Source organism: Microbulbifer variabilis (genome assembly GCF_052468405.1).
Window position 1 is genome coordinate 2,452,447 of sequence record NZ_CP174343.1, and the last position, 15,446, is coordinate 2,467,892.

Genomic DNA, 15,446 nt, shown 5'->3' on the forward strand with positions numbered 1-15,446 from the left:
AACGAAAATGGATTTTTTTGGCATCGGTGCCAGTTACGCATTTACTGAGCGTGAACTACTTCCGGACCAATTAACAGACAGATTTCTATGCAACCTCCCATTAAAAGCCTTCTTTGTCATCACCTCTCCCAGTTACTTTTAATTACTAATAAAATTCCACAATCATTGTTCGGCAAGCAGCTTTCCCCGGATATGTTTTCCATGGGGGACAATGCAAAAATTGCAGCCAATTTTGCTTTGCGCGGATACTGCCCATTGGTTGACCGGAAAGTTGTTTCATTCGATAAGAAAGGGGTTATAAAAGAGGATATTCAAGATACTATCGAGAGAACACTGGAGCACCTGGAAACCTTACCCAAAGTAACGCAACTTGATACCAGCAGGATAATCACTGACAAAGCCGGTTTTATTGAAGTGCAGCTGCCCCAAATTGAGTTTATCTACCAATACATACTGCCAAACCTCCTATTCCATATCAGCCTGGTCTATGGGACCGCACGCGCCCATGGTGTTGCACTCAGTAAAGGGGACTTTGATGGTTACCATAGCTATCCGGCTGGCTTCAGCTTTGTCTGAACTGAGGACACGCCTCCCGGCCTAGCACAACACCCCACCACTGAATCCACCCTACCCTCTATACAGAAATACCGGTATTGACATGATCCGACCTACCCTTCTGAGCCAGACTCATTTCCTTGAAGTTGTGGCCGCTATCTCCCACCCAGCCTCCAACATCCCTCGGATACCGGGCTTATAGAAGGTAAGGCAATGATTTATAACGACTTTTCTGTAAAAAAGTAGTTGACTTCGGCGAACACCCTCTATACTATCCGCACCCGTAACGCGCTCGTAGCTCAGCTGGATAGAGTACCTGGCTACGAACCAGGCGGTCGGAGGTTCGAATCCTCCCGAGCGCGCCATACAAATCAAAGGCTTACGTCTCACGGCGTAAGCCTTTTTTTGTTGTGGTGCAAATTAAATAGGATAATCACTCAAAAACTGTACATTTAGACAGCCCCTTCCGACTTACAACCGAAGCCTTAACGGCCCCCACAAGTCAAGCTATGCCCCCAAAAATAAGGGACAACAACCTCAGTTAAATCAAGTCACCACTCTCGGCAAATCCCCCCACCGAGTGGTATAGGCAGGCGATGTAAAAGCCTGTCGCATCTTCCACTTCTTCTGGATGCCCTCGGCCCCTAAAAATAAAGTCCCACGACCATACTTTTTATTGATCCGATCCATCGCCTGCATGGTCACCCCTGCTTTGATCGATTGCCCTGGAGTGAATAAATCACCCTGCCCTAGCGCACGCGGGATAATCTCGGCAAGCCCCACTCCTGCTTTCATAAAGCGGCAGCCGGGGCGGTATAAATCGGCAATGGCTTCTCTCACCAGCCGCACGATTATTCGCGTATCATCGGTGGGGTATGGAGTCTGCACAACGGTGCTGCGACTGTAGTGGTTGGGCTCATGGGGCGAGATATGCAGAAATACATGAATCGACTTTACGAGCGATTTTTGCGCTCGCAGTTTCTCCGCTGCCCTGCTCGCATATAAGCTGGCAGCCTGCAGTATCGGCTGTAAGTCTGTGAGTTTTTCACCAAAGGAGCGGGTGCAATAGATCTGTTTCTTAGCTGGGGGCTCTTCCTCCAAGCCAAGGCAGGGAACCCCATTCAACTCCTCTATCGTTCGCTCAATGTTCACATTGATATGACGGCGCAATATTTTCGGGTTGGCCTGCGCCAGGTCATGGGCTGTCTGTATGCCAAAATCGGCCAGGCGCCTGGTGAGGCGCCGGCCTATGCCCCAGACATCATTGACGGCGGTACGGCGCTGCATCCACTGCCACTTCCCTGGCGTATCAAGTGCGCAGACGCCTTCACATTTAGGGATCTTCTTTGCTGCACGGTTAGCTAGCTTGGCCAGGGTTTTACTGGGCGCAATACCCACACCCACAGGCATACGGATATCCCGCCAGAGTGTGCAGCGGATCTTGCGGCCATAATCCAGCCACTCCTCATGCAGCCCGTGAAGGTCCATAAACATTTCATCAATGCTGTATACCTCCACATTGGGGCTAAACTCTCGTAGGGTTGTCATTACCCGGTGGGAGATATCGCCATACAACGGATAATTACTAGAGAAGATCGCCACCCTATGCACGCGCAACAAGTGCTCAATCTTAAAGAATGGCTCAAGGTCGCCGATGCCTAATAGCTTCGCTTCTTTTTGGCGTCTTCGTTCATAGCTTTGTTAGCATCCCCGAATTCACTTAGCTGGCGACCTATTTCCTCGAGGTACACTTTCCCATACTTCCCACTTTCCAGCTCCTCGATCAAGAAACTCGGCAATCCAGTACAATACTCTTTACTACGGCTCGCAATACCCAAGCCAACGGCAGCAACCGTATCAACATCCCCGCTGAAAGCAACGCTATTTACAAGAACGTCTTTAAGAGATTCGGAGGTTCTCAAAACCGTTAGTAGCGCATGGACCGTTTCCTCAGCACAGCACGCCACTGGAGCAGACCAATTTTCTCGCCAATTATATTTGGTATGTTGTGACACAAACTCCGTCAAATTTTCCTTTGCTCCCAAGTTATAAACGGCGTAGTGTGATGCCAAAGCGACCGCCTGCGAAGATTTACGGCCAATTTCTGTATCGTGAGTGAGTGACGCTTGCAGCTCAGCCATTTCTAACAGTTTAGTAATATTGTCGACATACCCCAACGGTGCTGATCTCATAGCCGCACCATTTCTAGTGCTTTGTGGTTTCATTTTTCTAAGAAATTCTTCACCACTACTAATTGAGTGCAAAAATGAGTAAAAACCTTTTGAATATCCTAAGCGCTCATCACGCTTGAAGCATTCAACGAACTTATTAGCCAAATTCTCTTTTGTCCAAGCTTCGTCGCTAATAATCAATTCTGCTATCGCGAGCGACATTTGAGTATCATCTGTATAGCAACCAGGAGCAATCCCTAGTTCATGCTCACAGTACTGAGATAAGTTATTGTATGCTTCAACTTTTTCTCTAGGGGAAAATTCAAACCCTGCTCCATAAGCATCGCCTATTCCGATTTCTAACAACATTTAAATCTCTCCCCATTAACCCAGTATCGACTATTGATTGCTAACGCCGCTATATACGGCAAATTTTTTGGTGATTGATTTGTGCTAGCGTAAGCGTCCAGCACAAATTCGATCGCAGGAAAGTTTGTCCAGCCCAACAACGTTGGGCGTGTAGATAGCTTTGTTACAAGGCACTACAGTGATCTACGCAAGTTTGAAATAAATTGAGATATGGCTGCAGCTAGAAATGCCCAGAAGCATAAGAATAGCTTGCCGCTCCCTCCGTCTAAATAAGTTGAGAATACCACGTACGGGGAATGATTAGTTTTTACAGCGATGAAGAGCATGATTGATCCAAAAACCAATGTACTAACAAGGTAAATCCAAAAAGCCATTACCGGCTCACTACTATCTTTATAGTTCTGAATTAGCCACATAATGGTTCCTGCAAATAGAGCCACCCAAATCAATTGTATATTCCTTGCTAGGGCTTGTAACGCTCAAAGCAGCCGCGCATTTATGCGTCGGCTGCCTTTGCTTGTTAACCCCAATTGTCTGCTAGTATCCACGCAGCTTTGAACTCGCAGGTACTTGCATTAAAAGTGAATTCACAGCCTTCGTCAGTAAGGTCGTTAAGAACCCCTTTTACAATCGGGCCAGACTGCCCGGTAAAGCTAATACCATCAGCCGATACTCGCTCACCGGACCAATGTAGATTAGACCCTTTGAACAAGGTGAGACAAAGGCCGTCTGTAGCTACCAAGAATCCAGTTTCTTCGTTGTAGATAATATTATCAATACCATCCCATTCTGTGGCTGAAACAATCTCTCTAGAATTGGGATCGACAAAGTAGCCTTGCCCACCTGCAACAACAAGAAACAATTTCTCTCCTGGAACCCGAAGAACGGTATTAAAGGAACTCCAGCCTGATTGACTGAAAACCCCAACCCATTCTAGATACTCTTCATCGAAGAATTTAACCCACACAGTATTTCCAGACTTTGAGAAATTATGCTCTTCAAAATCTCCTGATAATGGTGGTCGATCTAGTATCTCTGCTTCCATGAAAATAGCTCAATGCGTGGATAGGGTTAACGCCCATATTTGCGGCTGGTTGGAGCGCAGCAGAAAACCAGTCCGACAACATGCAATTGTTAAGGCTTTTTCTGCCATAACGGAGATAACTTAGCTCCCCAGTGGTCTACGGCAACAAGCTGTTCATTTTCATCAAAATAGAACACTATCTGATTTTGAAGCCGGATCTGTGTCTCGTAATTTTTATCCATAGACTTTGAATCTTCAAAATTGATGTCAGGTAGATCACTTTCTAATATAGCGGCTACTGATTCCTTGGTGCTGTTTTGGCTAATAAACTTCCCTAGGATGCGGACATCGGCACTCAATTTAGGTACCGCCTCTATCGTATAACTTTTATCAACAAACCAATTAATCAAGTACAAATTCAAAACAACGGATAGCACCAAGGCTGTAGCAAGAGTTCTCATTTCGTATTTCTTCCCGTCTGCATATGCCTTAACGCCCGCATCATTTGCCGCAGCGCAGCGGAGGTCAAATGCATGCGTTTGTTATGCACTTTGCGCAATATGTGTTTCAAATTCAGACCACGATGAGGCAAGTTTAACAGCGGCTCCCGGCTCCATACCAATTAGCGGCAATATAAATATTTGGCCAGACTCATCGAAAACAAAAACCTCACCACCACCATCACATGCAAAGGCAATGAATCCTGGAGCTGCTTGAACTATGCCTATGTCCTTATTCATTTTCTCAATTGTATCTAGTGGCTCCAACTCAAAATACTCACCAAGTTCATAATCCGTCTCACCCCACAGCTGATCAGATGACTTTAAAAACTCTATGTATTCTTGAGGTAACGTAACATTCATTTTATTTGGATGCCTGATCTAACCTTTTGCATAACGCTTTGCGAAGGGGTGAAATGCGCAGCATTTTGTCCCACTTACGCAACTTGTTATGTGTTTACTCATACTTTTGCCAGTGCGCTTCGATTTTCTTATACTGCTCAGGAAGATTTTCTTTTGCCTCAGCAATAGAACCGTAATCTGAATCTTGTTCTTTTTCCCAGCTGGAATCGCAGCTGAATCGGTAAATAACATCAGATTCATCGTACTGGCAAATTGCTAGCCCAAATATTTCGGACGCAATTTCCCCAGACTCGTAACGAAGCTCGCCAAATGGCTTGTCACCTGACCAAGCCCATTCCAGAACCTGAGCACCATCGATTTCTTTTGGCGGTTTACTCATACTTCACGCGACACATAACGCCCCGTACAGGGGCAGACAAATAAGCGTAGCGTTTTGGCTGTCCCAGCGACCAACGGGAGCGATTGCTGCGGCTTGTTACATACTGACACTGACTGCAATTTTGGGATCACAGATTCCTTCCCCATAATAAGCAACAATTTCAACCCTTTCCCAGTTTCCAGAGATATCAAACTCTCCTTCAGCCTTCCCTCCTTGAACAGTGAATTTCATCGGGATCGAAGCACCAGGATTTTTATTGCCTGCATCAAGGAAAATAACCACTTCCTTTATTTTAAAGCCCTTGTATTGGCTTACGGCATAGAACTTATGGCCAAGGCCTCCATATAACTCCCATGAATGTAGAGTTTCTTTACTTCCATGAATGGGATCTGGACACCTTACAGAACCAAGCGCTATCTGCGTAAAAGCTAGAAAAATAATAAATAGCAATAACTTCATAGACATGTAACGCTCAAAGCAGCGGCGCGCGTCAGCGCGTCCAGCCCGCAGGGCGATGCTGCCTTTGCTTGTTATGAGCTTGGTGCAATTGGGAAACCCTCTGGCTGTGCTTCAAATTCAGATTGTGGCCTTTTATCTTTTTCTCTAGTAGCAAAGACTTGGCCACTTTTATTGATTTGCAAATATACAGTGCCGTCGAAGTATTCACCATCTTCGCCCCCATACGTAATCAAATTTCGGCCGTATTTCCATTCTCCGATTTCGGAACTGACAACCAAACTGCTTGAGGTAAATACAATAACTTTTACTTCGCCAGGGGAAATATGAGTGATACTTCCCCCGCTATTTAAAGATATTGATACACCAGTATTGTTATAGATATCTATCTCTGCGATTCGAGGGCAACCACTCAACACTATTGCGAGTAGTGTCATTAGCGCTGAAAGTTTTATTCGTCTTGCCATGCTAGTGCTCATAACGCCGCCAACACGGGCCGAAATGTAGCAGCGAAGCTGCGGAATGTAGGTCCAACCAGCTCTGCTGGCAGATCGTGCTTGGCTTTGTTATGTTTTTTCATACTAATGTAGCAAAAATACACCTGATAATGAGAACAGCATAAACATAGCAAGCCAAAATAGAAAAGGCTCACCGTCTTTGGTTACTACATCAGAGCTCCAGTTAATGGTGAGGAAATTCTCTCGGCCGAGCTTGATGCATTTAATACAGTAGAACGGAAGATATATGCCCGCCAAGCGAAATATAAACTCTGCCCCATCATCTGTGCCACTCTCTCCACCAATATAGAAACCTACAGGAATCATAAGTAAGCAGAAGCAAGCGACTATATTATGTAATTTCTCGATATTCATTCTTGTGAAACATAACAGTTTATTAATGAGCCAGTGGCTCACTATCTATTTGGCCACTATTTCTAGGAGGGAGCCTCCAAGCTCCGCAAAAAAGCTTTTATTTACAGCAGGTTACAAACTATTGTCTAAATAGTAACCAGAGATAGTGAGCCATTAGCTCAAGTCGTCTGGTTCGACCTCCCACTCTTGAACACATTTTACCCACAATTAAATCAATAAGTTAGGGGGGAATTTCTGTAGATGTAAGCCATGGCTCTATAATTCGGGCTTTCGCACCGGCAATACGCCCACTTCAATACTGAACACCACAGCCAGTATCACCCACTCGGTATCGCCATAGCCGCAAAAGAACTATGCACAGCCAGGCGGTCGAAGGTTCGAATCCTCCCGAGCGCGCCATACACGAAAGCCCGCACCGAAAGGTTCGGGCTTTTTTGTTATCTGCCCTTAAGAGCCCTCGCCGACGCCCTCTCCCAAGCTGCACAAAACGTAAACTTTTGTCCTAGTGATTTGGCACTTACCTCCCATGGCAACCTTGCCCCATATCAACAACACTTTCCCTGCACCGATTGACCTCATCAGGATGTCGCGATAAGGATGGCTGCAACGGGATTACCCGTAAGATAATTGACAGAGTAATCGTGGATTACGGCCATTTGCAGTCTATTCGTGCCGGCGCCCAACCTGCTTGGTGAGAAGTCCCGAAACACCCAGCCTCAGTTCTGAAATTATCCTCACACAGAGTCCTTCACCTGCCCAAATTACTAGCCAAACACGCGCCCTGCTGATACCTGTCAAATTACTGTTGCCACTTACACCCAAAGGATCGCCTTATGAATCCACAGCTTTTAGTCACAGCATTTGCACTTGTTATTGCCAGTGTCCATGTGTTAGCAGACAACAATACGTCTATTGTTGAACAGATCGGTACAGGCAACATGGCCATGGCTGATCAAGCTGACCTCAGTACTCACAGCAGCACCATTTCACAAATACAAAATGGTAGTAATAATTTCTCAGACGCAACTCAATTTGGAACCACTTTAAATAGCACTATCAGTCACACACAAATAGGCAGCGGAAATAGCTCTCTCAATTTGGAACAGGAGAATGCCGTATCCTCCAATATGACTATTTTGCAGAGTGGCGATGGAAACATACTGTCAAATTTTCAGATTAATACCACCGGAACTACGGTGTCACAAACACTCTTCGGGGCCAATAATGGCACAAGCGCCACCCAAATTAATTCATCTAATGATACAGCCATTTCTTTGCAGCAGGGTGACTCCAACAATACAGCGCTCACCCAAATAGACAGTACTAATAACTTTATGAGTATGACCCAGGACGGCAGCAACAATAACGGGGTATCGATACAGATTCAAAGCTCCTTTGGTACCGTACTGATTTTACAAATCGGGGATCAAAATGAGAGTGGAATATCTCACAGTCTAAGCACTTCTGACTTTGCCAGCTCCACGCAATTTGGCACAGGGAATATGATAAGCCTTGGCCAAGGTGGAGGCAGCAACAATTTTGCTACTGTTGACCAGATTGGCGAGCAGAATTCAGTACAGGCTAATCAATTCAGTAGCTCCTTAAGTCAATTAAATATTAACCAGCAAGGTATGCTAAATACGCAAAATATTTTTCAGGCAGGTTCGCTAATTCGCTCATGGACCACCCAGAGTGGTATGGAAAATTCTGTTGTATCTAATCAGGGTGGTATGAGCCATACTTTAACCTCCCTGCAAAGCGGAAGCCTGAACAGCCTTACAGCCAACCAAAATGGTGTCTCACAACTTGCTAACGTGACCCAGCTGGGAGCAAACAATAGCGGTACGATCAATCAGTAATCACCAAACAACCTGGCAAGTCTCGCATGAGCTTCAGGAAGCCCTACAGGGGGGCTTCCTGCCTACCCTTCTTAGATAAGCTCCTTACAGTTTCCAAAGAAGACCGCATAAACAGGCCTCCAGGTCACTAAATGTCAAAATATGCATCTAGAATGAAGAAAATGCTTGACTCTATCTTTGCCTATCTATATTGTGCGCCTCCTCGACGCGCTCGTAGCTCAGCTGGATAGAGTACCTGGCTACGAACCAGGCGGTCGGAGGTTCGAATCCTCCCGAGCGCGCCATATTGAAAAGGCTTACGCTACTTGCGTAGGCCTTTTTTATTTCTTGCTTGTTAAATGTCCAGCGCTTCCGCTCCCGAGCGACGAAGTAATATCCACCATTAATATTCTTGGCTTAACACCAATCTAAACTACTGCTTTTAAAAGCCCCATCTACATTTCTGATATAACCTCACCATTAACTCTTCCAAAAAAGTCTAACCTACCAAAGCACGTATCAGGCGATCCTCTTTTATAGTGACATCCGGAAAATCATAACCATCTGAAAGGGAACTCAACATGAAGATCAACATACTTAACCTGCCGAGAGAAATTCTAACTTTTTCATTAATTCTCTTAGCATCATTTAGCTCATCACAAGTATTTGCAGTAGAGTGCGGCGCCACCATTATAAAACCAAGAGTTCTCACACAGGACCTCAACTGCGAGCTAACTGCAGAGAACCCTGTAGCCTTAACTGTAATTGGGCCCTTCGGCAGCCTTACATTAGAAGATGCTGAAATTTCCTGTTCGATTCAGATTCCATTTGAGATGCAGTCTTTTGGCATAGTTCTGAAGGGGGCAAGTGCTAGTGTATCAGGAGGAAAGATCTCCGGCTGCGAGAATGGGATTTCTGCTGAAGACCACGGAACTCACTCTATTTCCAACATTGAAATTATTGATTTTGACCGGGATGGTATTCGCTTAGCCAGCGGAACCAATACTGTGACAAATGTAATGCTTACAGGGCTTGCAGGCTCCACCAATGCAGATGGCATTATGATAGCGGGAAGTAACAATAATATTAATAACTGCATGATTAGCGGTAGTGGAGATGAGGGTATAGAAGTAGGTGGAAACTACAATAGTGTTACCTTCTGCCATATCTCTGGATTTAATGAAGAGGGTATTGAAATAATTGGGGACTATTCCAATATCGCCCAAAATGTTATCGAACACAACCTTGAAAATGGCATCAGGGTAAATGGCGATTTCGCCACAGTCGGGCAAAATGTTGTTAGGTCTAATGCCGAAATCGGAATTGAGATTGATAACACTGTGGGTAGCAGGATTACCCAGAATACCGTAATCGAAAATGGCTCTAATCTCTCAGAGGGGTTTGGTGGAATTGTGGTTACTGATGAGGCAGCAGCCGGAAATCAAATCATTGGGAATATTGTTTTTGACAATGAGCCATATGACTTGTCTGACCTCTTTGACCCAGACTGCACCGGAACCAACATTTGGGAAGGAAATCGGTTTGGAAGCGCCAATCCAGGCTGCTTGAATTAACGGCGTCACCGCTTGATTCTTACCGGGAAAAGGGATTCAATTCCTTTTTCCCGGTACAACCCTCATATTAAGTTAACGATTCATACTTCTGGGTATAAGAATTTGCCTGTTCCTGCAGAATATCAGCGCTCCCGAGATAAATTTTATGAATATCTTATCGATGCACGAAATCAAGCCAACTTATGGAGCACTCATGTTACTTTCACAATGACCCAGGGTGTCTTTCAGGTGTTCCGTCGCCGCCTTTCCCTGGAGGATGCCATCAGGTTCTCCCAAGCACTCCCCCCATGCCTGCGAGCCCTTTTTGTTGAACAATGGGATGTCACAGAAAAGCAAAAGCCATTTGAAGATTTACAAACTATGACACAGGAAGTCAGGAACCTTCGCCCGGATCATAACTTTTCTACCGACAACGCAATCAAGGACGTTGCCTGGGCATTGAGAAAACATGTTGATGAAACAGTCTTTGATCGAGTACTGGATACTTTGCCCCCAGAGGCAAAAGCATTTTGGTCGATCGACAATAGATAAAATACCTTCCGCTAATATAACTATTCCAAATAACCCAAACTTCATACACCTTACCAAAGGTCAATATACTGCTACTCACGCAAATAGGTCACTAATGGCTATGCTTTAAATATTTAAATCACTTGCCCTTTTGGAAAGGAGTTCCAGATGAAAGGTTATGGCTTCAACTTAGGAAACGCCATAAAAAGTGTCGCGGTACTCATTGCTGGATCGCTATTTTCCCTCCACGTATTCGCGGTTAGCTGTGGCGACACTATAACTTCGCCAACTACATTAACAGGTAATCTAAATTGCGAACTCAGCCAGGCAACTCCAGTTGCACTTACCGTGCAGGGCCCTGCCGGCATTCTTAATATGAATGGGTTCGCAATTAACTGCTCCACACTAGATCCCGTCGCCACAGAGTTTACAGCTGTCGAATTACAAGGTACCGCTGCAAGAGTCAGCAATGGCACACTTAATAATTGCCTCAATGGCGTCGTAGCCATGGGCGATGGCTTCCATCAGATCAGCAATATGACGATGACAGATGTTATTAGGAATGGAGTCCTATTATTTAGCGACGGTAATATTTTGCTTGACACTTCCATCACCGGAGTCGCCGGTTCCACTGTTTCAGATGGTGTAGAGGTGTTGGGAAATGACAATATAGTCTCCGGGTGCACCATCTTAGGCGATGGTGACGAAGGCGTTGAAATACTTGGCCTGCGCAATACGCTGACATTTAGTTATGTGGCGGGGTTTAGTGAAGACGGTTTAGAGCTGGACGGAGATCATATCATTGTTGCGCAAAATACCTTTGAAAATAATGGTCAAACCGGAGTAATCATCAATGGTAACTTTGCCACAGTTACCCAAAATACTGTGACCGGTAATGGCCAGATTGGTATTAATATCAGCGGCGGGAATGGTGGTAAAATTAGCACGAACTTCGTAACAAACAACGGCTCTAATGCCTCCCCCAACTATGGTGGTATCGTCCTGACTGACCCAAATAGCTCCAACTACCAGATTCTTGGCAACATTTTATCTGGCAATCAGCAATTTGACCTGATTGATCTGTTTGATCCAAACTGCACCGGAAGTAATCGTTGGCTGGGAAATCAGTTTGAATCCGCCAACCCCATGTGTCTACGCTAAAGACTGAATCCTCTTCGTTTGTTATAGTGGGGAAAGTCCGCTTTCCCCTTTTCTTTGCTCTCTCTAACCTCTTACAAACTACCGCTCCCCGGCTATTTAGCGCCATTCTTACCAATACCCACATTATCACTATCCACTTTTAGAGCGTAAAGAATAACCTCCGCACTCCACATAAAATACTTAACTGCTACCGCACAGCTGGCTTATATTTATCATCTATCATTGTTTAGCGTCACTACTCGAGAATACTATTTAAGCACTGGTAGGAACCCGATGAAATGACTCTGAATTGCAACCTCCACGGCTGGAGCTTTTATCCTTAGCTGCAATGAAAAAATCATGGCCAAAAAAGTACTCATCAGTCTATTAATTTTAGTCGCCCTCTATATCACGATTGCATATATCTACAATACCCGATTCACTCAGACGGCTATATTTGAAAGAACCTCCGTGACTGAAGAGTTCATAAAAAGCACGGCAGATATCGAAAAAAAAGACACTATCAATATTCTCATTATTGAAGGTGGCGGAGTTCGCGGCCTCATTCCACTTTATATAATCCAGTACTTGGAGTCCCGCCTTGGTAAACCTGTTAGTGAGCTATTCGATGTTTTTAGCGGGGTTTCTACCGGAGCGGCAATTGCCACCGGGGTTAATGTTCCATTTAAATCTCTCCTTGAATACCGTGGCGGAGACCTGTCAGCCACTGAATACATGATAAAGGTCTATCGGGAGGATACCGATTATGTATTTTCCTCTCCGTGGTATCATAAGATACTCACTGCAGGAGGACTTTTTTCCCCTTCTTTTCTCGGGGACCGTTTACACGAGACCTTGGCGAAGCACTACTCAAAACACCTTCCATTTACTGATTTAAAAAACTACGTCATTATTCCCGCCCTGGATGTACACAGTGGAAAAATCCACCTTTTTAAAAACCGAGGAACTTCTGTCACCGACCTACCAACCAATACCACTTACCAATTGGTTACAGCTTCTGTCAGTGCAGAGACGGCCTTCCCACCAGTAATTTTCAGGGCTCCGGATGGGGAGACAAAACACCGTTTTTTCGCCGATGCGGGTATGGCTATCAACAACCCAACCAGCCTGATTTTGTTGGATATCATTAACGAATTCCCCGGGAAAAATTACTATTTACTGATCCTGGGTGCTGGCAATCCACCTCTTGCGGGGGCGAAAATCAGTTATGACCAAATAAAAAACTGGGGGCGTTTACGCTGGCTGAGAGATGCCTTCTCTAATATTCAATTGTCCATGGATCACCAGCAGGTTTTTACACTGGAAATTGCCAAGTCTCTCTCATCCAAGGGGCGCATCGAATATGATTTTCTGGATATAGATATTGCAGAACCTTTTGTAGGCATCTTTGACGCCGGCTCCAAAGGGCACCTGAGAGCCTATGCCGACCAGCTAATTGAAGAAAATCGCCCGGCTTTAGAGAGAATTATTAAGCATTTGGAACAGCAAAATTAGTGCACCGGTCTCGTAATACCTTTCTGCTATCGTTCTTCCAGATGCTAAAGGCAGGGTTAAACTAAAGATTGAGTTAGCGGCACGAGCTTAGCGTTAATTCTACCTGCTGCCGTCTTCTACTCGCTGTCAACCTTAATCATGAAGGCGTTAATATTTTGTACTAATGGAATTGGAAGCTTTCCCTCGGGCCTTTTCCAACAATAGGGTTAGTGCAAACTTTATCACCGCATTAACTTGCCCAGCATGATTTCTGCCAAACAATTGGCAAACCATAAGGTCCTCAGACCCGCCTTCTGTTTTCACTGAAACGCCCCACTAAATACCACCCCCACAGCAATCAAGAACTGCAATATGAATGGAACACCCGATATACATACCGCAAATACAGACCTTAATGCTGCTGCCTGCCCTTTAAATATTAACTACCGGCAGAGCTTCGAAACGCGTTGTGTAGGCCGGTGAGCGATAGGCCTGCCGCATCTTCCACTGCTTTTGCATACCCTCAGCACCTAAAAACAAAGTGCCACTGCCAAAGCGCTGATTAACCCGGTCCAGTGTCTGCATCATCATACCAGCACGGGCCGGCTGCCCGATGGCGAATAGATCACCCTGCCCCAAAGTCTTGGGTACCAACTCAACCAGCCCCACCCCAGCTTTCATAAAACGGTGTCCCGGACGATAGAGTTCCCTTATGGCCCCCTTCGCCAAACTGGCAATTAAGCGGGTGTCATCCGTAGGGTAAGGACATCGCACCACGGTGCTGCGGCTGTAGTAGTTGGGCTCATGCGGGGATGTATGCAGAAACAGGTGAATCGCTGTTACCAGGTATTCCTGCGCACGCAATTTCTCTGCCGCCCGACTCGCATAGAGTGTAATAGCCTGTAACAGGGGCGGCAGCTCGGTGAGCTTTTCCCCAAATGAGCGGGTGCAATAAATCTGCTTCTTGGGCGCGGGCTGCTCTTCCAGGCTGAAACAGGGAGAGCCATTCAACTCCTCGATAGTTCGCTCAATATTAATATTGGTACGCCTGCGTAAAATTTTGGGGTTGGCCTGCCCCAGGTCATAGGCAGTTACAATGCCAAATTCCCCTAACCGTTTGGCCAAGCGCCGACCAACTCCCCACACCTTGTCAACTGGTATGCGTCTCTGCAGCCATTGCCAACGTTGCGGGCCATCCAAGACACAGACCCCATCGCATTTGGGAATCTTCTTCGCCGCTCTGTTCGCCAACTTGGCCAGGGTTTTGCTGGGGGCAATTCCAACTCCCACCGGCATACGTACATCCCGCCACAGGGTTCGACGTATTCCCTGCCCGTACTCGACCCAGTCCTCCCGCAGGCCCTGCAGATTGAGGAACATCTCATCAATACTGTACACCTCCACCTCTGGGCTAAAGTCCCGCAGGGTTGTCATGACTCTGTGAGAGATATCACCATAGAGAGGGTAGTTACTGGAAAAAATGGCAACATCATGATGCCGCAGCAAATGTTCAATCTTGAAGAAAGGTTCCAAATCACCGATACCCAGCAATTTGGCCTCTTTGGAACGCGCTACCACAAAGCCATCGTTATTTGATAACACCACCACTGGCCTACCCCGCAGGTCCGGCCGAAAAATCTGTTCACAGCTGGCGTAGCAACTGTTGCAATCCACCAATGCCAGCATTCAGCAAGATCGATGGTAGCGAATGGATGCCTTTACCACCCCTTCCACAACGAGCTCCTGCCCCTCCCTGATAGGTATCGGAGGGTAGCGATCATTGGCGGAGAGCAGGCGCCCCCGGTAGCGGTCCAGGACCTTGCAGGCGAGCTGTCCATCCAGGGCAACTACCACAACATCCCCCTGAGCCGGCTCCAGTGAGCGGTCTACTATCAGGAGATCCCGGTCAAAGATGCCCAGGCCCTGCATTGAGTCCCCATTGGCACGCGCCATAAAAGTGGCAGCGGGCCGGGTAATAAGGTGTTGGTCGAGGCTTAGTGAATCCTCCCTGTGGTCATCCGCGGGAGAGGGGAAGCCTGCTGCAACACCATGGCTGTATAAAGGGGTCAGTTTCATTAGGGAACACCAATACTGTATATAAATACAGTTTAGAGGCTGAAAAGTGACACCGGCAAGAGAATTAAGTGACCACAGGGCCGGGAAGTGCTCACTAACATCCAATGGTGGCCAAGGAGAGGTAG

General features: G+C 46.1%; 16 protein-coding genes and 2 tRNA genes. 8 read left to right on the forward strand and 10 right to left on the reverse strand.

Annotated elements, in window-relative coordinates; genetic code table 11:
• Positions 1 to 87: 87 nt before the first annotated feature.
• Together ACJJJB_RS11210 and ACJJJB_RS11215 are read left to right on the forward strand one after the other, a co-directional pair.
• Positions 88 to 576, forward strand: coding sequence for a DUF1993 family protein (locus ACJJJB_RS11210; protein WP_445364922.1), 489 nt, complete (start codon positions 88 to 90; stop codon positions 574 to 576).
• Positions 577 to 843: 267 nt separating this feature from the next.
• A tRNA-Arg gene (locus tag ACJJJB_RS11215) sits at positions 844 to 920 on the forward strand.
• A gap of 181 nt (positions 921 to 1,101) precedes the next feature.
• Here the strand turns inward: ACJJJB_RS11215 and ACJJJB_RS11220 are convergent.
• The 8 genes from ACJJJB_RS11220 to ACJJJB_RS11255 all read right to left on the reverse strand — a co-directional run bounded on the left by ACJJJB_RS11220 (position 1,102) and on the right by ACJJJB_RS11255 (position 6,284).
• Positions 1,102 to 2,175: a DUF4113 domain-containing protein gene (locus tag ACJJJB_RS11220; RefSeq protein WP_353376683.1), complete on the reverse strand. Its 1,074-nt coding sequence runs from the start codon at positions 2,173 to 2,175 to the stop codon at positions 1,102 to 1,104.
• Positions 2,176 to 2,213: 38 nt separating this feature from the next.
• Positions 2,214 to 3,095: an ADP-ribosylglycohydrolase family protein gene (locus tag ACJJJB_RS11225; RefSeq protein WP_353376682.1), complete on the reverse strand. Its 882-nt coding sequence runs from the start codon at positions 3,093 to 3,095 to the stop codon at positions 2,214 to 2,216.
• Between the two features lie 520 nt (positions 3,096 to 3,615).
• Positions 3,616 to 4,140, reverse strand: a complete 525-nt coding sequence (locus tag ACJJJB_RS11230) for a hypothetical protein (protein ID WP_353376681.1) — start codon at positions 4,138 to 4,140, stop codon at positions 3,616 to 3,618.
• 89 nt (positions 4,141 to 4,229) lie between these two features.
• A complete protein-coding gene (locus ACJJJB_RS11235; RefSeq protein WP_444919110.1) occupies positions 4,230 to 4,580 on the reverse strand; it encodes a hypothetical protein in 351 nt (116 codons plus the stop codon).
• A gap of 81 nt (positions 4,581 to 4,661) precedes the next feature.
• On the reverse strand, positions 4,662 to 4,982 hold the full coding sequence (locus tag ACJJJB_RS11240; protein ID WP_353376679.1) for an SMI1/KNR4 family protein: 321 nt from the start codon (positions 4,980 to 4,982) through the stop codon (positions 4,662 to 4,664).
• Positions 4,983 to 5,076: 94 nt separating this feature from the next.
• The gene (locus ACJJJB_RS11245) at positions 5,077 to 5,361 is read right to left on the reverse strand and encodes a hypothetical protein (protein ID WP_353376678.1); all 285 of its coding nucleotides are present in this window, start codon (positions 5,359 to 5,361) and stop codon (positions 5,077 to 5,079) included.
• A 96-nt stretch (positions 5,362 to 5,457) separates the two neighbouring features.
• Positions 5,458 to 5,826, reverse strand: a complete 369-nt coding sequence (locus ACJJJB_RS11250; RefSeq protein ID WP_353376677.1) for a hypothetical protein — start codon at positions 5,824 to 5,826, stop codon at positions 5,458 to 5,460.
• Positions 5,827 to 5,891: 65 nt separating this feature from the next.
• The gene (locus ACJJJB_RS11255) at positions 5,892 to 6,284 is read right to left on the reverse strand and encodes a hypothetical protein (RefSeq protein ID WP_444946503.1); all 393 of its coding nucleotides are present in this window, start codon (positions 6,282 to 6,284) and stop codon (positions 5,892 to 5,894) included.
• A gap of 1,238 nt (positions 6,285 to 7,522) precedes the next feature.
• Between ACJJJB_RS11255 and ACJJJB_RS11260 the strand changes: the two genes are divergently transcribed.
• The 6 genes from ACJJJB_RS11260 (at position 7,523) to ACJJJB_RS11285 (ending at position 13,266) form a co-directional block, all read left to right on the forward strand.
• Positions 7,523 to 8,548, forward strand: coding sequence for a serine-rich family protein (locus tag ACJJJB_RS11260; protein WP_444946502.1), 1,026 nt, complete (start codon positions 7,523 to 7,525; stop codon positions 8,546 to 8,548).
• A 207-nt stretch (positions 8,549 to 8,755) separates the two neighbouring features.
• Positions 8,756 to 8,832: transfer RNA gene (locus ACJJJB_RS11265), tRNA-Arg, on the forward strand.
• A gap of 276 nt (positions 8,833 to 9,108) precedes the next feature.
• Positions 9,109 to 10,101, forward strand: a complete 993-nt coding sequence (locus ACJJJB_RS11270) for a right-handed parallel beta-helix repeat-containing protein (protein WP_353376673.1) — start codon at positions 9,109 to 9,111, stop codon at positions 10,099 to 10,101.
• Between the two features lie 102 nt (positions 10,102 to 10,203).
• A complete protein-coding gene (locus ACJJJB_RS11275) occupies positions 10,204 to 10,632 on the forward strand; it encodes a DUF2267 domain-containing protein (protein WP_353376672.1) in 429 nt (142 codons plus the stop codon).
• A 147-nt stretch (positions 10,633 to 10,779) separates the two neighbouring features.
• Positions 10,780 to 11,772, forward strand: coding sequence for a right-handed parallel beta-helix repeat-containing protein (locus ACJJJB_RS11280; protein WP_282953055.1), 993 nt, complete (start codon positions 10,780 to 10,782; stop codon positions 11,770 to 11,772).
• Between the two features lie 339 nt (positions 11,773 to 12,111).
• Positions 12,112 to 13,266, forward strand: coding sequence for a patatin-like phospholipase family protein (locus ACJJJB_RS11285; protein ID WP_020413271.1), 1,155 nt, complete (start codon positions 12,112 to 12,114; stop codon positions 13,264 to 13,266).
• A gap of 411 nt (positions 13,267 to 13,677) precedes the next feature.
• On the opposite strand, the gene ACJJJB_RS11290 is transcribed toward ACJJJB_RS11285, so the two are convergent.
• Complete coding sequence (locus ACJJJB_RS11290) at positions 13,678 to 14,931, reverse strand: Y-family DNA polymerase (RefSeq protein ID WP_444946501.1); 1,254 nt, start codon at positions 14,929 to 14,931, stop codon at positions 13,678 to 13,680.
• Positions 14,932 to 15,321 carry a LexA family protein gene (locus ACJJJB_RS11295; RefSeq protein ID WP_353376669.1) on the reverse strand — a complete coding sequence of 130 codons (390 nt, stop codon included), beginning with the start codon at positions 15,319 to 15,321 and terminating at the stop codon, positions 14,932 to 14,934. It abuts the gene before it with no gap.
• Positions 15,322 to 15,446 lie beyond the last annotated feature (125 nt).